The sequence below is a fragment of the Pedobacter sp. UYP30 genome (genome assembly GCF_040547165.1).
Taxonomy (GTDB): domain Bacteria; phylum Bacteroidota; class Bacteroidia; order Sphingobacteriales; family Sphingobacteriaceae; genus Pedobacter.
Genome location: NZ_JBEPPD010000002.1, coordinates 239,918 through 261,508, shown reverse-complemented (window position 1 = coordinate 261,508; position 21,591 = coordinate 239,918). Strand labels below are relative to the sequence as shown.

Here is a 21,591-nt window from a genome sequence, read left to right as displayed (position 1 = left end):
TCATCAAGAAAAAGTGTTGTATAAATTTTATCGGTAGAAATGAGCTAAAGGGTTAAATATTGTTAAAACAATCTGCCAAAACTTTATTTTTATCGACATTATTGGTTAATTTCGGCAGCATTTTAGTAAGCCTAATTTTTAAAAACAGTTACCAACTAAACAATGAAATATTCAAAAGTTAACAATATAATTGGGTGGATATGTTTCTTTATCGCCACATTAACTTACGTATTAACGCTAGAGCCATCCTCCAGCTTTTGGGATTGCGGAGAATTTGTAGCTTCTGCATTTAAAATGCAGGTTGTGCACCAACCAGGCGCGCCGCTATTCTTAATGATTCAACGCTTTTTTTCTCTATTTGCCTTGGGCAACCTTACCGAAATAGCTTACTGGATGAACGTTGGCTCTGCGGTGTGTAGCGGGGCTTGTATTCTTTTCCTTTTTTGGACCATTACCGCCCTAGCAAAGAAAACTTTGGTTAAGGCAGGAGAAGAGGTTACAAAAGCACAGTTGATAAGCATTATGGGCGCTGGTGCAGTTGGCGCTTTAGCTTATACTTTTTCTGATAGTTTTTGGTTTTCTGCAGTAGAGTCTGAAGTGTACGCACAATCATCATTGTTTACCGCAATCGTTTTTTGGGGAATTTTAAAGTGGGACGCTCATGCCAACGAGCCAAAAGGAGATAGATGGTTGTTATTTATTGCCTACATGATGGGACTTTCTATCGGCGTACACTTGCTCAACTTGCTGACGATACCTGCAATGGCAATGGTTTATTATTTTAAAAGAACAGAGAAAACAACTTCTACGGGCATTTTTAAAGCACTCTTTGTAGGGATTTTAATTTTAGGTTTTATTCAATACGGCATTATCCAGTATGTGGTTTCTTTAGGCGCTTATTTCGATTTGTTTTTTGTAAACACTTTGGGCATGGGCTTTGGTAGCGGTGTGTTATTTTTTGCGGTAATTTTAATTGGCGCATTTGTTTGGGGGATAACCTACTCTATTAAACATCAAAACAAGATTTTAAACCTAGGTTTAATGGCTACGGTGCTTATTATATTTGGTTACGCATCTTTTGCCATGATCGTAATTAGAGCTAAAGCGGAGCCCAACCTAAACAATAGTGACCCAGAAAATGCTTTCTCGTTTTTAAGTTATTTAAACAGAGAGCAATACGGCGATAGACCACTCCTATTCGGTCCCAACTATAATTCTGAAAAAACTGGCGTAAGCGAAGGAAAAAATATCTACCGCAAAGGGGATAAAAAATATGTGGTTGCAGGGCAAAAAACAGATTACGACTACAGCAATACCACACTTTTGCCACGTATGTATAGCGATGACCCAAGCCATGCGGCATTCTATAAAGAATGGATGAACCTAGACGACAGTGCAAAACCCGGCTTTATAGATAACCTTGGCTTCTTAACAAGTTACCAAGTGGGCTATATGTACATGCGTTACTTTATGTGGAACTTTGTTGGGCGGCAAAACGACGAACAAGGACAGGGTAGTGGCTTTGAAGGTTCTTGGCTTAGCGGCGTTAAACCCATAGATGCGCTGCGTTTAGGTAATCAAAGCCATTTACCACCTTCTACCGTAGATAGTAATGCCTATAACCGTTTCTTCTTTTTACCACTTATTCTTGGGCTTTTAGGTGCTATTTGGCACTTTAAACGCAACCAAAAAGATGCTGGTGTGGTGGCTTTACTTTTCTTTTTTACAGGATTAGCAATTGTACTCTACCTCAACCAAAAGCCTTTAGAACCTCGAGAGCGAGATTATGCCTACGTCGGGTCTTTTTACGCATTTGCCATTTGGGTCGGGCTCGGGGTGTTGGCCATTCAAGAATGGCTGTTTAAAAAACTCACTCCCATAAAGGGTGCAATAGCTGCAACGGTAATAGGTTTGTTGGCGGCACCGACCATTATGGGCGAGCAAGGTTGGGATGACCATAATCGGTCTACCAAAATGGTAACACATGACATTGCGTACGATTATTTGCAATCTTGCGCTCCGAATGCCATTCTGTTTACCTACGGGGATAACGATACCTATCCACTTTGGTATATTCAAGAAGTAGAAAACGTACGCCCAGATGTTCGTGTAGTTAACCTGAGTTTATTTGATACCGATTGGTACATTAATGGCATGAAGCAAAAACAAAATGAATCTGCTCCATTGCCAATTACCATGACGAAAGCGCAATACGTACAAGGTGTAAGAGATGTAATGCCTTTTGATGATTACAAGATTCAAGGAAATATTGAGCTTAAAAAGATTGTAGATCTACTGCTGTCTGAGAACGCAAGCGATAAGGTTGCCATGCAAGACAACACGCAGAGCAACTTTTTGCCGACCAAAAACTTTAAGTTGACCATAAACAAAGCTCAGGTGATTAGTACAGGCACCGTTCCGGCAGCAGATTCGGCAAACATTGTTTCAGAAATGGACTGGAAATTCAATAAGAATTATGTAACCAAAGGAACATTGGCTATGTTAGACATTTTGGCACACAACAACTGGAAACGTCCAATCTATTTCGCATCTACCGTGCCGTCAGAACAGTTTAATGGCCTAGATAAATATTTACACACAGAAGGATTAACACAGCGTTTAGTACCTTTAGAGGTTGACACCACCGCGAAGGACGATGAAAGATCAGACCAACTAAATACGCCGGTGATGTACAACAATGTAATGAATAAATTTAAGTGGGGCAAAATGAAAACCGCGACTTATTTGGATCCACAATCATCAGACGATACCTTTATATTTACCAACGTTTTTAACAGCTTAACATCAAGCTTGATTAAAGAAGGAAAAACTGACAGCGCTAAAAAAGTGGTAGACAAATTTTACGAGGTGATGCCGCAGCGCTTTTTTGGCATCCGCACTGTAATGCTTAAATACTATCTTGTAGAGAATCTTTACAAGTTGGGCGAAGTAGAGCGGGCGAATGATATTTTAGCTAAGTCTGGTGATTATGTAAATAAAGAACTTATTTACCTTGCAGATATCTCAGATTCCAAGGGTCAATTGACAGGAGCGCAAAATGTGAGAACAGGTTTATACTTTTTGGGAAGAATGAGTGAAGCAGCAAAAGCGAATAATCAAATTAAAATCGCCAAGCAGCTTGATAACATCTCGAAAGGGCTTGAAAACCGGTTTACCATATATATGGGTCAAGCACCTGCCCAATAAAAACTTAGAGATATAAATGGATTAAGTAAAAGCCCTGCAACTATATGCAGGGCTTTTTTCTTTTGTAGATGCTTCTCTGATGCAATGCCTATAATTGTCGTTCTTGTGAGATGTTTCGTTGCACTCAGCATGACAGTTCTGTGGTTTAGCATTTTGACAAATAGACCATTTGCCGTCATGCTGACAGAGGAAGCATCTCACGCGCTACCTCCGCCTCGCAATAATAGCCTTTCTAGTGAGATGTTTCCCTGCACTAAACATGACGACCGTTGGAAAAAAGCGCCTTACTCGTGCACACGCGTCATGCTGACATAGGAAGCACCTCAGTACTACGAGAAAGACGTTATACAAAACTAGTTGTGAGATTTTTCACTGCGTTTAAAATGACGAAATCCTTAAGTTAATGACACTGTGTAGATGCCGCCAGGCTTTTGATCTAACAAACGCCGAACAAATATAACTCTGCGACTGCCAATGCCTAGTCCCTATCACATACGCACCTAATACCTTTTACCTAGCACCTCAAAGCTTTACACACTTTCCTTCTGTAGCAATGCGGGTATAGTTTTAAGAATTAGGCGTAAATCGTTTACGAAACTTTGATTTTTAGCGTAAGTATTATCCAATTCCAAGCGTTCGTCTTCGCTCATATCGCCTTTTCCGCGTTTTTCTACCTGCCAAAGTCCAGTAATTCCAGACGGCGCTGCAAAGCGAAGCACATACTTATCTGTTGTTAACTTCTCTGCTTCATATAATGGCAAAGGACGGTTACCTACAATACTCATATCGCCAATCAGCACATTCCAAAGCTGTGGAAGCTCATCAATGCTTGTGTTTCGTATAAAATTCCCTACTTTGGTTATACGGGGATCATTTTTGATTTTAAAAAATGCGGAGCCTGCTGTGTTAGATCTGTGATCAAGGAAATTCTTTTCGCACCATTGAACTTTATCTGCATACATCGGAAATTTACATATCCCTCCGCCCGCACAATCTGCACAAAGCCCTTGAGGTTCGATAGCTGCCGATTTTTCTCCTGCATCTATATTGTATTGATTTAGGTGCATTAAATCTTTAATGCGTTGATCTGCATCAACAAACATAGACCTAAATTTATAAAATTTGAATACTTTGAAACCTGTTCCAGCCCGTAATGAATAATAGAACACTGGCCCTTTAGATTCTAGCTTAACCAATACGTAAATGACCAGAAACAAAGGAGAAAACGCCAAAAGGGCAAGTCCTGCGAAAAAAATATCGAATACTCGTTTTGCTAAACCAGTACTTTTTACGGAGGGAACATCTGCCCTAATGCTACTTTTTAGTCCATCCCAATGGTCTACTAAAAAATTAATTCTTTTTTCTAATTTTTCAGTTACTAATGGAAACCTAAATACGTCGGCAATTCCTGCCTGCAGCGCAAGCTTTCGCAAGTTTGGGTTAAAATAATTTGCTGCAAGGAAGAACGGAACTCGTGGAGTCTCTTTATTTTTAAGTGTTTCTATAAGCGCTAAACCACCTGGCGCCATAATTTCGCTTTGCGAAACAATTGCAACAATGTCTAATCCCTGTTCTATCCAAGCTGTAGCCATTTTCATCCCATTTTCGAAACTTAGCAGCTTACGATCGCCAAAGTCGCAAGATTCAAAATACTGAATGTTGGCAGAATCAAATGCAATTAATGCAATAATCGGCTTCTTGGTGTCGCTTAAAATGTCTTCGCTCATGTCTTTGCAACGGTAAGTTTGCCCATCCTTCTTAACACCACCCTAATCCTTGCCTTTAACTCTGCGGGGTTAAATGGCTTCACTACATAGTCGTCAGCGCCAGAGTCTAAGCATCGAATTCTCTTTTCAGAACTTTCTTCGCCAGAAAGGATAATAATCGGAATAGAATTAAAAAAATCGCTACTTTTTACCTGTTCAATCAATTGCAAACCACCCAACTTAGGTGTATTCAAATCAGCAATTATTAGATCTGGCATGTTTCCATTTTGCAAATAGGCGAGCCCGTCCATGCCATTTGAAACGATTTTTGTGAGATATTGGCTTCCCAAAATCTCCTCTAAGATTGCCTGCATAAAGACGTCGTCTTCTACAACGAGAATACTTCTGGGTCTATTATCGGATAAATTCATTATTTGGGACTATTAATTTATACTTTTCAATACTGGAACAGGCAAAATTTCGCTTAAAATTAGACACCCACTCTTGCTTACGAAAATTAAACAGAAGCAGATTTCCATGCACAAATCTAATCATAACATATCTCCCCTTAAAAAGATATACAATTATACGAAAAAGCAATAATTAAAAGGCACACAACACAAACTAACTATTAAAAAACACGCAAAAACTGAGGATTTGTGGAGTAAAGGAATATCTAAAAAAAATATGCTTAGCCTGCATTAAAATACTTATATTTACCATTTTACAAACAAACTCTACCAGCGAACTCAGAATTCTCTCCCAAAGAAAAAACCTTAAGACGCTTTATATCGTAGCTTATTATCGGATTATTGGAAATGAAAATGCCTCAAATATCTTTTACTGAAAAACAGTTAAACCACCTGTTCCCCTATTTTATCGTTTTTGATAAAAATTTATGTATTTCGAATCGCTCGATAGCGCTTACTAGCCAGCTTGGCGATTGCATTGGCAAGCCCTTTAGCGAGTTTTTTACAGTTGTTGAACCAAACGATGCGGGTATTAGCTATGAAAAACTTATAGCACAAGAACAGCTGAGTTTGAAGCTACAGTTTAAAAATCAAAGAAATGCATTGCTTAGCGGCAAATTGGAAGTACTTACAGAAGATCTACTGCTTTTTGCAGGCAGTAAAAGCGAAGAGCCACTTACCTACCCGAGCGTTGGAAAAACGCTTGAAGAGCGTTTAAATATACTTTCGCAAATTGTAGAGAACAATATTCATAGTGTAACCATAACCGATTTGCAAGATCGGATTACTTGGGTAAATAGCAGTTTTACAGAACTCACACAATTTACTTTACAAGAAGCGTTGGGGCAAAAACCAGAGCATCTGTTAGGCGGAAAGAACACGAGTGGACATACACTAAACTATTTAAACAGCCAAGTGGCCAATGCAAAACCCTTTAATAGCGAACTGATTAACTACAAAAAAGACGGAACGCCATATTGGGGCAGAATTAACGGCCAAACAATTCATAGCAATGATGGTGATGCAACGGGCTTTTTTACGGTAATAGAAGACATTACCGTACAAAAACAGATCGAAGAAAAAGCGGCACTTGCAGAAGAAGAATTTAAGCTTGCGCTAGAACAGATTACCCATTTTTGGGAGCATAATTTTGACACCGGGATAACTACCTTTTCTAAAGGCAATATAGAATTTTGGGACGTACAAGGAAAAGATTTTGAGGAGCGAAAAGCCAATTGGTGGAACAAGATTCACACAGACGGCAAAGAAATAATACAGGAGAATATTAAGAGCTATAGGCTCGGGTTAATAGACTCTCACAATGAAAAATATAGGTTTTATACTTCTGAGGGAGATGTAAAATGGGTATTAGACCAAGGCGTGGTTGTTAAAAAAGATACAAGCGGACAACCTTTAAAATTAATCGGCACGCATACAGACATTACTGGCATAAAGGAAACAGAAGAATCTTTAGAGAGAGCGCTTGGACAGTTCAAATCGCTATCAGAGCATTTGCCTATTGTGCTTTATGAATATGAATATAGATCCGACGGCTCTGACGGAATGCGCTATATTAGTTCTGCCATAGATCGTGTTTTTGGCCTTAAGCCCCACGAGTTTTGGAATAAAAAAAGCATTTCGGATGTAGACCAGCGCAGAATAGACCGTAAGCAACAATATAGCCGCCGAACCCTAAAACCATTTTATGATGAATGCCAGATTACTACGCCAAGTAAAGGGCCACGCTGGTATGCTATTAGCTCCGTTTATTCTTACACCACACAACAAGACGCCATTGTTTATACGGGTTTTATGGTAGACATTACTGAAAGAAAGGCAGTAGAAGATTCTATCCGTGTAAATGAAGAAAAGTATCGCAGCATCTTGGCCAGTATGAAACTGGGAATGTTGGAGGTGGACAACGAAGGTATAATTACCTACGTAAATAAAAGCTTTTGTTACATGAGCGGCTACAAAGAGAAGGAATTGCTAGGCATCAATTCAAAAGAAATTTTTTCAGACAATCTACAAAAAATATCAGAAACAAACGCCAATGGAGTTTTACCTGCTTACGAGTTAGAAGCTTTAAACAAAAGCCGAGAGCAAAAATGGTGGATGGTTAGTGTTGCGCCACGGTACAACGAGAAATCTGAGCAAACCGGTAGTGTAGGCATCTATTTAGACATTACTGAAAACAAAGCACAAGAAAAAGAACTTGTAAAGGCTCGTATTGATGCAGAAAGGTTGGCTCAGGCAAAAGAGACTTTCTTGGCAAACATGAGCCATGAAATGCGTACGCCTATGCATGCCATTATGAGCATGACAAGCCAGTTAGAAAAAACCAATTTAGATTCTAGCCAGAACTTTTACCTAGAAACCGTGCGCAAAGCTTCTAAAGGTTTACTGGTTTTGATAAACGATGTGTTAGATCTTTCTAAAATTGATGCTGGGCAACTTAGCTTAGAATACATTGGCTTTGATTTAATGGCAGAGTTGTTAGATGCCATTAAAGTGGTAACTCATAAAGCCGAGCTAAAGGGTATTGTATTGAACGAGCAGTTTGTGCAGGGAACTGTTGCTCCCGTACTTACTGGTGACCCACATAGGCTCAAACAAATTATAATTAATTTGTTAACCAATGCCATTAAATTTACAGAAAAGGGTTCTGTAACCGTAAACTGTAAGGTACTGGAAGATAGGCCAGACGCTCAACTCATCGAGATAGCCGTTCAGGATACTGGTATTGGAATGGAACAAAGTTATGTGGCACGGATTTTTGATAAATTTAGCCAAGAGCATGAATCTGTTAGTAGAAAATACGGTGGAACTGGCTTGGGCATGAGCATAAGCAAAAGTTTGATAGAACAAATGGGGGGCACCATTACTGTTGATAGTAAAAAAAGCGTAGGAACTAGAGTTACATTAAATATCGAGTTTGAAAAAGGATCGAAGCAAGACCTGCCAGAAAACAAAATAATTACTTTTAATGATGATTTCTTGGACGGTAAAAAGATTTTAATTACCGATGATAATGACCTCAACAGACTCGTTGCATCTATTTTGCTTTTAAATTATGGCGCAACGGTTATTGTAGCAGAGAATGGAGAAGATGCTTTAGAGATGATTGGTAAAAACAGCTTTGACCTCGTTTTAATGGATGTACAAATGCCCGTTCTAAATGGCTACGAAACTACTAGAATTTTGCGCTCTCAAGGCTATACCCTTCCGATAATTGCGCTTACTGCATCTGCGATTGAAGGAGAGCGAGAGAAATGCATAGCCGAGGGTATGAATGACTATATTACCAAACCTATAGAAGAACAGCTGTTCTTGCAAAAAATAGACAAATGGTTAAATGAAACCGATATTATGCGCGCTCTTGTGCCAAACGAGGAGAAGAAAGAAGAGCAAGATAACAATCCTCTGTACACGCTCGATTCTCTAATACAGATAAGTAAGGGTAGAGAAGACTTTGTAATTAAAATGGCAGCCCTGTTTTGTACGCAAATGCCAATTATGGTTCAGGAAATGAAAATTGCCTTTTTAAACAACAATCTATTAGAAATGGGTTCTGTTGCACACAAGTTGAAATCGAACATAGACCATTTAAAGGTTTCCAGAATTCAACGCGTTATTAGAAATATAGAAGAACTCGGTAATGAACAAATAAACGATAAATCGCTAGCCACATCTATAGAATTGGTAGAACAAACTATAAACGAAACCGTTAACTCTTTAAAAGAAAAATTCCCGGTTGTTAATTAACCTCCGGTTAAGCTGGATACGATAATAAAATAATTTGAATCTTCTGTACGCAGAAGGCCACTTTCCTTACGATTTGAACTCTTTTTAATACGGGAGAACGCTGCAATTTCCAATTGTCCTATCGTACTTGTTTGATTGGAAAAAATTGCCAAGTAAAGAAAATACTTTATTAAAAATATACGTTTAAAAACCTGTGCATTTCAACCACCGAGTTTGAGTATATTTTCTTAAAAAAGATTCGAAATTACTTCTGTCTAAAAAAGATCTGAATAGGCGTGCCAGCAAAATTGAAATTTTCCCTCAGTTTATTTTCTATAAAGCGCTTATATGGATCTTTAATGTATTGGGGCAGGTTACAAAAAAAAGCAAACATGGGTGAGCTTGCGTTTATTTGGGTAATGTATTTTATTTTGATGTGCTTACCTTTTAATGCCGGTGGCGGGAAGTTTTCAATAATTGGGAGCATCACATCGTTTAGTTTAGACGTTGGCACTTTTTTCTTCCTATTCTCGTATACCGCAAGTGCTTCCTCAATTGCCTTAAAAATTCTTTGCTTGTTTAGTACCGAGGTAAAAATAATCGGCACATCGGTAAAAGGCTTAATACGCTCGTGAATTGCCTCTTCAAAGGCTTTCATGGTTTTGGTGTTTTTTTCAACCAAATCCCATTTGTTAACCAAAATTACAATACCTTTTTTATTCTTCTCTGCAAGATGAAATATATTAATATCCTGACTCTCAATACCTTCTGTAGCATCAATCATCAACACCACCACATCGGCTTCTTCTAAAGCTTTTATGGTACGCATTACCGAATAAAACTCTATGTTTTCTCTTACTTTGGTCTTTTTACGCAGTCCTGCCGTGTCTATAAGCATAAACTCATGGCCAAACTGATTGTAATGGATTTTTATAGAATCGCGGGTGGTACCAGCAATAGGCGTTACAATGTTACGCTCTTTTCCTATCAGCGCATTTATTAGTGAAGATTTACCCACATTCGGTCTTCCTGCGATGGTAATTTTTGGCAGAGAATTTTCTTCTTCGGGTTCGTCTTGAAAATGTTTAACTATATCATCCAACAATTCGCCTGTCCCAGATCCCGTCATAGAAGATAATGGATAGATTTCTCCCAATCCAAACCCATAGAAAGTATGTATTTCTGAGTGTAGCGCAGTGTTATCAACTTTGTTTGCCACAACAAAAATAGGCTTGTCGCTTTTTCTTAGCACACTTACTATGTCATCATCCAGATCGGTAATACCTGTGGTTACGTCCACCATAAAAACAAGCACACTTGCTTCCTCTATGGCAATCATTACCTGTTCGCGAATGGCCGCCTCGTAAATGTCGTCTGGATTGGCCACGTATCCGCCAGTATCTATCACCGTAAACTGCTTATCAGTCCACTCCCCCACACCATAATGCCTATCGCGGGTTACGCCACTTACATCATCAACTATTGCTTTTCGGCTTTCTGTTAAACGATTAAAAAGGGTGCTTTTGCCAACATTTGGCCTTCCCACAATGGCTATTATATTACTCATGTTTTTCTGAAATTGATATGAATTTTAGTTAAGGTTACAATCTTTAACCCAGACTATAAGGATAACAAACTGCGCGTTTTTCTGTGCTTATCTAAAAATAACGCGACAAAAATACGCTTAATTATCGTAACCAAAGCTTTTTAGATAATTCTTCTTACTGCGCCAATCGGGAATTACTTTCACAAAAAGCTCTAAGAAGACCTTGCTTCCTAGCATTTTCTCTATCTCTATCCTTGCCTCTGTTCCAACCTTTTTTAACATGTTGCCAGCGGTGCCGATGAGAATATTTTTCTGCGAATCCCGCTCAACGATAATTTCTGCTGTAATCCTGACAAGCACGTCTCCTGCTTTGCCAGATCTTAATGGTTCTTCTTTAAACGATTTTACAATCACTTCTGTGCTGTACGGAATTTCCTTTTGGTAATTTAAAAAGATTTTCTCTCGCACAATTTCCGAAACAAAAAACCGCTCAGATCTATCTGTATAGTCCTCTTTGTTGTAGTATGCAGGATGCTCTGGCAACATAGACAATATTTTATCTAAAAGGCCATCTACATTATGTTTGTGAAGCGCAGAAATTGCATAAATCGCCACCGGATGCAGCAGCTCTTCCCAATAAGCAATTTTCTCTGCTACCTTATCTTGCTTTGCGTTATCTATCTTATTAATTAACACAATGGTTGGAATATTTTTATTCTTTATCTTTTCGATTGCGTCTTCCTCATCGTGTTTTTCGTTCACGTCTGTAACAAATAAAAGCACATCGGCATCTGTTAAAGAACCGTTAACAAAGCTCATCATACTCTCTTGCAAACCGTACTTTGGCTTAATAATCCCGGGTGTATCAGAAAAAACAATCTGATAATTCTCGTCATTAACGATACCTAAAATGCGGTGTCGAGTGGTCTGCGCTTTTGGCGTAATGATGCTAAGTCGCTCGCCCACAAGAACATTTGTTAACGTAGACTTACCCACATTGGGCTTTCCCACTATACTTACAAAGCCTGCTTTATGTGCCATTAAAATTTTTTTTAAAATAAATTTGCACCGCAAAGAAACGAATTATATCTTTGCATTCCAATTCGGGGGAGGCGTTAAGGATTTAAAGCCGCTAAAAATTGGAATTGCTACTTATGTAGCCTCTTTAGAGTAATGGTTTAAAGAGATTAATTTTTGAAATATATTGCGGGGTGGAGCAGTTGGTAGCTCGTCGGGCTCATAACCCGAAGGTCGCACGTTCGAGTCGTGTCCCCGCTACAAAGTTGATGTACGGTTTTAGAATTACGAGTTACGATTGTTTTTAATCGTCAATCTAAAATCCAAAGTCGTAAGTCAAAATGGCCCGTTCGTCTAGGGGTGAGGACGCCAGATTTTCATTCTGGAAACAGGGGTTCGATTCCCCTACGGGCTACAATAAAACAAATTAAACCACTAACTATCAATGAGTTAGTGGTTTTTTCTTTTATCCTCGGACAGATTTCGGACACTAAATTTATTTGATGTAAATTATCCCAGACTCCACGAATTGGCTGAAGTCCTTGATTTTCCTTTCCTAGATAGAAACTTTAAAGCTTCGTTCAATAAACTTGCTCTTTCGGTTGATAACCCATCATTGGTTGAGGTAGCGTCCTCTTGACCGAAATCACTATTAAATTCAGATTCATTAATTAGTAAATATCCGGTGTCAAAGCCGAAGATTTTTAAAACGCCGTTTATACTACAAATTTCCGCGCGGCTATCTCCAGCCCAAATTATATAATCCCCAGTTTGGATTTTCCAGAAGGCGCTTATCTCATCTATTTCAATTTGATTTAACGATTTGCGATATACCTTTTTATGTTTCTTTAAAATTACATTAACGTTTTTATAGCCTGAAATTTGGTCAGAAGAAACGTAAAGATAGTTAGGCAAGTCTTCAACCCTATTAGTAATTGCAATCGAACTACCAGCAGACATGACGCATAAATCCATTATACCATAGTTCGCTGTTTTTGATAAAAGTCCACCAGAATCACGAACCCAAATAAAAAGATCATTTTCTCTACATGGAAGTAGGATTGTTGAGTCATTTTTCAGGCTCGTGATAAGAAAATCGTTCATTATATCTATGAATCTAAATTTTAGAACTTAAGTGTTGAAAGGCTTTTTAACAATTAATAAGTATCTATAAAAATTGAGCAAACATTATGGCTCACGAGATAAACAAACGTTTGGTGAAAATTATTTCAACTGCATAATTATCGACCTAAAATTTTCTATCCCGGCCTCTAAATTTTCCAAAATATCATTTGCCAATACATCAGGATCTGGCAGGTTATCTAAATCTGCCAAAGAACTATCTTTAATCCAGCTGATGTCTAAAGACGTTTTATCTCTAGCTATAATTTCCTCATAAGTGAACTTTCTCCATTTTCCATCTGGATTGGTTTCTGAATGATAAGTTTCTTTTCTCTTAGCTCGATTCTCCATTTGATACAAGGAAACGAAATCTTGCAAGTCTTCTAACTTTAATGGGTTTTTCTTCAAGGTATGGTGTACGTTGGTTCGGTAATCATACACCCAAATTTCTTTTGTCCATGGGGTTTTACTGGCTGGTTTAGCATCCCAAAAAAGTACATTTGCCTTAACGCCATTCGCATAAAAGATTCCGGTAGGCAATCTTAAGATGGTGTGCAAATCTGCTGTTTCCAATAATTTCTTTCTGACGGTTTCTCCAACCCCACCTTCGAACAAAACATTATCTGGCAAAACAACCGCAGCTTTACCTGTGCTTTTAAGCATCGATTTAATATGCTGTACAAAGTTTAGCTGCTTGTTTGATGTGGTTACCCAAAAATCTTGACGGTTATACGTCAAATCTTCTTTTTCTTGCTCTCCTTCTTCATTGGTAAAAGTCATGCTGCTCTTCTTACCGAAAGGCGGATTGGCCAACACATAATCATATTTAACACCTGTATCTGCAATTAATGAATCATTAGGCGAGATGGCGGAATCTGCATCAATGTCTCCAATGTTGTGGAGGAATAAATTCATCAACGCCAAACGACGCGTTCCTGCAACAATCTCATTTCCATAAAAAGTACTGTATTTCAGAAATTTCTTTTCGTCTTGATCCAAATCTCGATTTTCTGTTAACCAATCATACGCTGCCAAAAAGAAACCACCAGTTCCGCAAGCAGGATCTGCAATGGTCTTACTTGCTTCTGGCTGCAAACATTCTACCATTGCTTTAATTAAAGCCCTTGGCGTAAAATATTGACCGGCACCGCTTTTTGTATCTTCTGCGTTCTTCTCCAATAAACCTTCGTAAATATCGCCCTTATCCTTAACGCCCATCAACAACCACTGCTCTGCATTTATTAAAGCAATAAGTTTATAGAGTTTTGCTGGATCTTGTATTTTATTTTGGCTCTTGGTAAAAATTTGCCCCAATATGCCTTTGTCTTTCCCTAACTCTCTTAGCAGAATGTTATAATGGGTTTCTAGTTCTGCTCCAGACTTGTTGGTTAACGTATCCCAAGCATATTCGCTTGGAATGGGCATTGTTCGGCTATACGGTGGTTTTGTGTATTCATCGGCCATTTTCAAAAAAAGCAAATAGGTTAATTGCTCTAAATAATCGCCATAACCTACGCCATCATCTCTGAGGGTATTACAAAAAGCCCATACTTTATTTACGATGTTTGATGCGTTGTTTGCCATTATTATACTTTGCTTTTTTTGTTAAAGATGTAAACTAAATACAGAGTTAGGCTACATGTTTGAAAAGATGTAGCCTAAAGTTGAGTTTTTGAAATATTTAATTTTCGACTCATTTACCTAATTTTCGTTAAAAATATCTACATAATTGCGATAAATATATGTTTTGCCGTATTTAGCATTTTCATCTAACGGAGATAAAATATTCAAACCAATAAATCTATCTATAATTTTATTTGCTCCTGATCTGCTAAATTTCATTTCTCTCGCTACAGAAGCATTTGTTATTATTGGATTTCTATATAATTCCTTTAGGAAAGAAACGCCACTATTGGCTTCTCTTTTTCCCAAGGCTTGAATTTTACGCATATCTTCTTCCCGAAGTTGGGTAATTTTTTTCGAAGTTTCGATACTCTGCAAGGCAATTTCTATTACACCATCTAAGAAAAAATGCATCCATTCTTTTGGTCTATTTTGATGATAAGCTTGTAATTTATCATAATACGTTTGCTGATGCTTTTTGAAATAACTACTTAGAAACAAGACTGGTTGTTCTAAAACTGCTCGTTGAAATAAAAACAGGGTAATCAACAACCGCCCTGTTCGTCCGTTACCATCTAAAAACGGGTGAATTGTTTCAAACTGTGCATGTAGTAAACCTGCTTGCAACACAGGCATTAAAGTTTCATCGTGAATAAATTCTTCTAAATCTGCCAAAGCGCTATTCATAGCTGCAACGGGTGGCGGTACATAAGCTGCATTTTGCAGTGTAGTTCCTCCAATCCAGTTCTGGGATTTACGAAACTCGCCGGGATCAGAAAAATGCGTAGAACGAGCGCCAGTCATTAACTCTTTATGAAGCTCTCTTATAAAACGAAGAGAAAATGGAAATTGACCTAATCTTTCGGCTCCGTATTTTAATGCCTTAATGTAATATAAAATATCATCTGCATCGGTATCTTTTACATTAATGCCCATGCGCATTTCTAAAGCGTCCATCATGGTTGCTCTTGTTCCTTCTATTTGGGCAGAACTTGTAGCATCTTTAATAATGTACATGCTCAAAAAGAAATCTGCATCGGGTAATACATGGGTAATCCCATCTAATTTTCCAATTAGTCTTTCTGCTTTGGCTGCTTTAAGTAAAATATCAGCAGAAAAGCCTAACAGTTCTACTGCAGGAAATTTGTCTGGAATAAAAGCTTGATAGCCTTCTGTTTGCTTAATTAATCTACCGATTTGCATTTTTGTTATTTTTGCATTTTAGTTTACATCTTTACACAAATGTAAACTAAAATTGATTATAGTGTACATGTTTTAAAAGATGTACACTATAATTTTATTTCACCAACCGGCCCTCAAAAGCTTTTTTTAATATACTTTGCCTTAAACTTTCTGCCTGTACTAAACTTTGCTGTATGCTTTCCTCCATTTTATCGGCAACGGAAAGGCGGGATTCTATTTCTTCGATAACTTTAGTTTGAATCTTGATAGAAGGTAGAGGAATTTTAACTTTTTCTAAAATATCTACGTTGATGTTTTTCTGAGCAGTTGCTGGAGCTAAGGCCTCGAGTTTGGATTTATGTGATATGAAAAAGTAATTGGTGTAGCTATTTAAAACTTTTTCTTCGTTACAAACTAATCCCACAACGCTGTCAGGAAAACACGCGTTCATTTTCAAAATTGCTGTTTCACCAATATTGGCAGCAACTGTTATACACAAAGTCCCAATTGGCCAAAGCTTGCTCTGTTCTAGTCCCTTCTTGCTATAAGTTTGAGAATAGTTACTCAAAAAACCACCATTTGCATTTCGAATATCTCCTGTTTGTATGAATGGATATTTACCACCAAACAAACTAGGCTCATTTCTTGGCCTATGTTTAGATTTCCCCCTCTTTATTAAACATATATCTTTCAACTGTGTAAGTATCCAGCCTTCTGGCAATCCTCCATTGTCTGAACCTTGATTACTTTGATTGGCATGATTTTCTTGATTACCTGCTAATCGTTTAGTCTTGTTACTTTTTAAATCAAGGCCATCTTGTAAATTCTTTAAATCATTGTTCAAATTTTTTGCCGATTGATAAACCGCCCCAGGTTCTGCCACCATGCCTAACTCATGTTCATCAGGTAAATCATTAAAATTACTGTTAATACCATTTGTTAACCTACCCTCAAAAGCCCATTTTAAAACAGCTTGCCGATAAACTTTTAATTGTTGTTGGGCTGTTTTTAAATTCTCTACACCTTTATCCAACTCAGAAAATAATTCTTCTATTTTGGATACGATGGCTTGTTGGGCGGGGAGTGGAGGGAGAGGAATTTTAAATTCCCTCATTGCTTTTAAAGAAACGTTTGGAATAGTACTTCCGCTTGCGTTCTTTAAAGCATAATTTATAAAGATTCTACTAGTTAGGATATATCTTACGTAGTGCTTGTCTGCTTCATCAGACAGATTAACATAACATGCACTTTTACCTAAAATTACTTTTTCTTGATTGTAGAATGCTGTGTTACCTAAAGTTCCGTTAATAGAAATTAATATTGTTGAAGAATTAAGGTTTTTCTTATGCTTCTGATACTCATCAATATTTACTCGCTTTGTGGATTCTTTAAATATTATTTCTCCGTCAACTAAATTATTCCCATTTATGAAATAATACTCACCATCAGCTGTATATTTTGGAGTTCCATGTAGACCATCTCCGATTAAATCACTAACTTCTTTGAGGTTTGTACACTTCCATCCCTTTGGCAATTCTTTCAATTCGTTCATTTTAGCTTTTCAGTCAAATAGCCGTCAAATAAGATAGCGCTGATAATCATGTAGTTATGATTTAATTTTTTTTAAAAATATTTTTTCAGTCAAATAAGAAATAAGCAAAATGTTAATAACTTTCAAATCCAGTCAAATAGCCGTCAAATAAAAACTATTTGATAATCAAATGTTTAACTTTCTTTTACTAACGTTTTCTATTTTCAGTCAAATAAACATCAACTAATTAAAGAGTGGTTTTTGTGCGCAATTGCCACAAAAGCATAATTTTAATTTAATCCATTTTAACAAACGCAGTTTTCGACGTACACCTGAAAGCAAAGGGCGGTTTGTTCTTATTAACGATTTTCTTGATATTCTCCCATTCGGAAATAAGCTTTTTTACCATTTCCCAATACTGATAGCCAAGTTTTGAAGGTGGATTTAGAAAGAAAATGCCGACATCATTTTTAAGATAAAGTTCTCGTTGATGTTTTTGAGTTTGTATTCTAAAATCTTGGGTAATTACTATACCATTTATTGCTCCAACTTTAGGTATCCAATCTTCATCTTTTGCTCCGATACCATAAACATCAGATACAGAAAGAACTTCTAATTCAAAGCCATCTCTAATGTTTTGTGGGCGTTGCAATTCATTTAAGCCAATGGCTAATTGTTTTGGTAAGTTTTCATCTATAAATATTTTAAATTTTTTCACTAAGCGGCAGATTTGTAAAATTCTAGCGCGTGTTTAACTTCAGAAGTTGAAATTGAATAAAGTTCGGCAATAAATTTTATTGGTTCTTTAGCTAAGTGCATTCTGTAAATGGCTTCTGCTTGAATGTTCGTACCGTCAATAACTGCCTGACCGAAACGATGATGAGGATCACAAACTATTTCTTTACCCTTGCCTAGTGGCCAAAAACGTGAGGCAAGCATTTCTCTATCAAAATCTAATTTCTTAAAGAACATCCTAATGAAATCCAAATTTAGCTGTTTGGTTCCATCTAATGTAATTGTGTCCTCACCTTTCCGCAAAAATATTTTTTTACCATCCGTCGATATGTTGTCTAAAACTTCTTTAATCGCGAAAGGAAAAATGGTAAAATGTTCTTTGGCTAGCATCTGGTGAGCCGTTAAAATCTGCCTTATACTGGCACCAGCTTCAGCAAATTGTACCATCACGTAAAACTCGACTAATGTATGAAAGCCTATGGCTTTCGTGTCATCAACTTTCCAAGAATAATTTTGCTCATAGGCCGTCCCAAGCTCTCCGTCCCAATATTTACTAATCCAACAGCGCACCTTTTGAGCCGAAATTCTAAGAATATGGGAAATCTCAGGAATGGTATAAACGCCATTTCCTAGCTGTAGTTTATTTTCGAAGTTTTCTAACATTTTTAGTAAAATTAGTCTAAAATTTGTTTTAAAGCAAAATCTAATAGTCAGTTACGCCGCTAAAACTTCATTTAATTCTTCAATAATTCCCTCTGTTCTATCGCCAAAGAGTTGCCACATTTTACCCAAACCGCCATTTTTGTTAAAAGGGTCGAGTTCAAAATCTTCTTTATCTACATGGAAAGAGTTGGCTACATAATCTTTAATCATCCGCAGCCATTGCATTTGCTCTTCGCTAAACTTTAAAGTTCCCGCTTGTTGTTTAAATACCCAATCTTTAAAATGAGCATCTACGGTTTTATCATAAGCGGTCAGGTTTTCATCTAAACCAATTACCCGCCTAATTAAAGAAACCAACGCCACCAATTCGTTTTTTGGAGAGCCGTTTACTTTTTCTAGCTGTTCGTAACTTTTCCAAACAGAAAGCGGTGCTAACGTTGGCGCATCGGTTCTCAGGTTTCCGTACAGCTCTTTAATCATTTTATAAGTCAGCTCCCTGCGTTGATAACTTTGCCCGTAAAATAATTGTAAAGCGGTAATCTCGTCTTTATGGTCGACAATCCACTCACTAAAGCTATTGATTACCATCTGCGCATTTTCAGTTTGATCTTTAACCCAACCAATATTCACAATTTCATCTATGTTAATGCCATCAATAATCTGATCGTACTTTTTACGCACGTCCATAATGTAATCACGCAATTCGGGATTGTGAAATACTTCTACTGCATCGGCAATAAGCTGTTCTGTTTGCTTATTAATTTCTTTTTCTATCGCAAACGGAGATTGCCCTTGCATTTCGACATTTACTTTTTGAATAATCTCTAAATGTGTATCTGGGTCGTGCGCGTTTAGCAATTGTTTTACTACGTGATTTATGGTAAAGCCATTTGCATGCTCGGCGAAAGCCATTTTCTCTTTCTCATTTATTTGGCGATCCATGCGAATTAATCGGTTTGCCAAAGTGGAAAGTATTTCTTCTTGCGTATTCCCTACAGAAACCATCTGCAATAAATCTTTTAACGAAATACCGGGCGCTTTTTCCAACTGCCGGCTATCGGTTTTCTGCGAGCTTTCTACCCCTATCGCATCAATGATTACAAAATGGTCTTTTGTGATTTTGGCGGTCGGCGTACCCGTTAATTTCAATTGTTCTAGCGAACAAGTACGTGTACCACGACCTTTCATTTGCTCATAATAACTTTTGCTTTTTACATCGCGCATAAACACCAGCACCTCTAACGGGCGAATGTCTGTACCGGTAGCAATCATATCTACGGTAACGGCAATGCGTGGGTAATAATCGTTACGGAACTGACTTAATACCGTTTTTGGGTCTTCTGTACTTTTATAGGTAATCTTTTTGCAAAACTTGTTTTCTTCGTTAAACTCTTCTCTTACGATGTTTATAATGTCTTCGGCGTGAGAATCTGTCTTGGCAAAAATCAAAGTTTTGGGTACTTCAAAAGCTCCATCTTTATCAAACCTATCGGGAAACATTTGAGGCAGATTTTCTTTTATGGCTTTAACAATCGTTCGGATCTGACTAGGATTTACGATGTCTTTATCCAGCTGTTTACCGGCATACTCAATATCTTCATCCACACTTTCCCAAAACTTCTTTCGGGTTAATCGCTCGCGTTTATCTACCTTTTCGCCTAAACCAATTTTAGCTCCGTCCTTTGTAATTTTAGTTTCGATACCGAATACATTGTAAGGAACTAGAACACCATCAATTACTGCTTTTTCATAACCATAATCAGAAACTAAGTTTTGGTTAAAATAACCAAAAGTTCGGTTATCAGGAGTGGCGGTTAAACCGATTTGGAAAGCATCAAAATAATCTAACACCTGTTTCCAAAGGTTGTATATACTTCGGTGGCATTCGTCTATCACTATAAAATCGAAAAAGTCTAAAGGAACTTTTTCGTTGTAAACTACCGGCAATGGTGCCTTCGCCTTAAATACACTTTCGTTCGGATTATCCTCTTCTGCACTTTCATCCAATTCTGTACCCTTTAAAATGGCATACATCCTTTGAATGGTGCTGATATAAACTTGATTGTCTGTTGGGATGAAACTACTTTTTAAACGGGTTGCGCTATAAAGTTCTGTAAACTTACGGTTATCGTCATTTGGCAAATACGCCATAAATTCTTGTTCCGCTTGTTCGCCTAAGTTTTTGGTATCAACTAAAAATAAAACACGTTTTGCTTTGGCATATTTAAGCAAACGGTAAATAAAAGTGATGGCCGTAAAAGTTTTGCCAGCGCCAGTCGCCATTTGAATTAAAGCTTTCGGTCGGGCATCTTTAAAAGACTTTTCTAAATTGTTAATCGCTAAGATTTGGCAGTCACGTAATCCAGCTTCTGGCAATGCCGGAATATCATGTAGTCTTGTTCGTAAAGAGACATTTGCTTTAATCTGTTCTTGAAAAGTTTCTGGCCGGTGGAAACTAAATACTTCTCTTGAGCGTGGTTTTGGATCGTGATAATCTGTAAATCGAGTAAGCGTTCCCGTACTTTCGTACACAAAGCGCAACGGTTCGTTATCTAAATATTTGAGTTTGGCGTTGGCATAATCGGTAGATTGATCTTCTACTTTAATCAATTGATAACCTTCTTCTTCCTTTTTTGCCTCAATTAAACCGACAGGTTTTTTATCTACAAAAAGCACATAATCTGCCGGACCAACGTCGGTTAAATATTCCCTCACTGCAACGCCCAAACCAGCTGATAAATTTATTGCTTTTTTAGACTGAATAATCCATCCGCAGGAAATCAACTTATCATCGATGTGATCGCGTGCAATTTGTTCTGGGTTTTGGTTCATCGGAGCGGTTGGTAGGTGCTAAAAATAGTATTTAGTTGGCGAAAATCATAACGGAATAGAATTTTTGTCCCTAATTATGTGAATGCTCCTGAGATTTCGCATCGGCAAAAAAAACAGACTCCCAGCTACTAATGTCAACTATATTGACAAAATTATTGGGGTTCCAAATGCCCCACATTTCAGAATCAGTTTGGAATACCTTTTTTTAATTCC

General features: G+C 37.6%; 13 protein-coding genes and 2 tRNA genes. 4 read left to right on the top strand and 11 right to left on the bottom strand.

The genetic code is table 11. The annotated features are described in order from the left end of the window. Positions 1-162 precede the first annotated feature (162 nt). Complete coding sequence (locus ABIB40_RS03400; protein WP_354355978.1) at positions 163-3,207, top strand: glycosyltransferase family 117 protein; 3,045 nt, start codon at positions 163-165, stop codon at positions 3,205-3,207. A 530-nt stretch (positions 3,208-3,737) separates the two neighbouring features. Here ABIB40_RS03400 and ABIB40_RS03395 read toward each other — a convergent pair. Both ABIB40_RS03395 and ABIB40_RS03390 read right to left on the bottom strand, forming a co-directional pair. Then, positions 3,738-4,934 carry a sugar transferase gene (locus tag ABIB40_RS03395; protein ID WP_354355976.1) on the bottom strand — a complete coding sequence of 399 codons (1,197 nt, stop codon included), beginning with the start codon at positions 4,932-4,934 and terminating at the stop codon, positions 3,738-3,740. Further along, a complete protein-coding gene (locus tag ABIB40_RS03390; RefSeq protein ID WP_354355974.1) occupies positions 4,931-5,344 on the bottom strand; it encodes a response regulator in 414 nt (137 codons plus the stop codon). Before ABIB40_RS03390 ends, ABIB40_RS03395 begins: the two co-directional genes overlap by 4 nt. Before the next feature lie 393 nt (positions 5,345-5,737). Between ABIB40_RS03390 and ABIB40_RS03385 the strand changes: the two genes are divergently transcribed. Further along, positions 5,738-9,148 (top strand): PAS domain S-box protein, encoded by a 3,411-nt coding sequence (locus tag ABIB40_RS03385; protein WP_354355972.1) that lies wholly within the window; start codon positions 5,738-5,740, stop codon positions 9,146-9,148. 244 nt (positions 9,149-9,392) lie between these two features. Here the strand turns inward: ABIB40_RS03385 and der are convergent, their stop codons facing one another. Both der and era read right to left on the bottom strand, forming a co-directional pair. Next, positions 9,393-10,694 (bottom strand): ribosome biogenesis GTPase Der, encoded by a 1,302-nt coding sequence (gene der, locus ABIB40_RS03380; protein WP_354355970.1) that lies wholly within the window; start codon positions 10,692-10,694, stop codon positions 9,393-9,395. A gap of 117 nt (positions 10,695-10,811) precedes the next feature. After that, a complete protein-coding gene (gene era / locus ABIB40_RS03375) occupies positions 10,812-11,714 on the bottom strand; it encodes a GTPase Era (protein WP_354355968.1) in 903 nt (300 codons plus the stop codon). A gap of 164 nt (positions 11,715-11,878) precedes the next feature. Between era and ABIB40_RS03370 the strand changes: the two genes are divergently transcribed. Together ABIB40_RS03370 and ABIB40_RS03365 are read left to right on the top strand one after the other, a co-directional pair. Continuing rightward, positions 11,879-11,951: transfer RNA gene (locus tag ABIB40_RS03370), tRNA-Met, on the top strand. 82 nt (positions 11,952-12,033) lie between these two features. Beyond that, positions 12,034-12,105 (top strand) — tRNA-Glu (locus ABIB40_RS03365). A gap of 95 nt (positions 12,106-12,200) precedes the next feature. On the opposite strand, the gene ABIB40_RS03360 is transcribed toward ABIB40_RS03365, so the two are convergent. The 7 genes from ABIB40_RS03360 to ABIB40_RS03330 all read right to left on the bottom strand — a co-directional run bounded on the left by ABIB40_RS03360 (position 12,201) and on the right by ABIB40_RS03330 (position 21,378). After that, complete coding sequence (locus ABIB40_RS03360) at positions 12,201-12,794, bottom strand: hypothetical protein (protein WP_354355966.1); 594 nt, start codon at positions 12,792-12,794, stop codon at positions 12,201-12,203. Between the two features lie 120 nt (positions 12,795-12,914). Then, positions 12,915-14,396, bottom strand: coding sequence for a type I restriction-modification system subunit M (locus tag ABIB40_RS03355; RefSeq protein ID WP_354355964.1), 1,482 nt, complete (start codon positions 14,394-14,396; stop codon positions 12,915-12,917). A 117-nt stretch (positions 14,397-14,513) separates the two neighbouring features. Then, positions 14,514-15,638, bottom strand: a complete 1,125-nt coding sequence (locus tag ABIB40_RS03350; protein ID WP_354355962.1) for a Fic family protein — start codon at positions 15,636-15,638, stop codon at positions 14,514-14,516. 94 nt (positions 15,639-15,732) lie between these two features. Further along, positions 15,733-17,169: a restriction endonuclease subunit S gene (locus tag ABIB40_RS03345; protein ID WP_354355960.1), complete on the bottom strand. Its 1,437-nt coding sequence runs from the start codon at positions 17,167-17,169 to the stop codon at positions 15,733-15,735. Between the two features lie 274 nt (positions 17,170-17,443). After that, complete coding sequence (locus ABIB40_RS03340) at positions 17,444-17,866, bottom strand: PIN-like domain-containing protein (RefSeq protein ID WP_354355958.1); 423 nt, start codon at positions 17,864-17,866, stop codon at positions 17,444-17,446. Beyond that, positions 17,866-18,546 carry a DUF433 domain-containing protein gene (locus tag ABIB40_RS03335; protein ID WP_354355956.1) on the bottom strand — a complete coding sequence of 227 codons (681 nt, stop codon included), beginning with the start codon at positions 18,544-18,546 and terminating at the stop codon, positions 17,866-17,868. Before ABIB40_RS03335 ends, ABIB40_RS03340 begins: the two co-directional genes overlap by 1 nt. 51 nt (positions 18,547-18,597) lie before the next feature. Further along, complete coding sequence (locus ABIB40_RS03330; protein WP_354355954.1) at positions 18,598-21,378, bottom strand: type I restriction endonuclease subunit R; 2,781 nt, start codon at positions 21,376-21,378, stop codon at positions 18,598-18,600. Positions 21,379-21,591 lie beyond the last annotated feature (213 nt).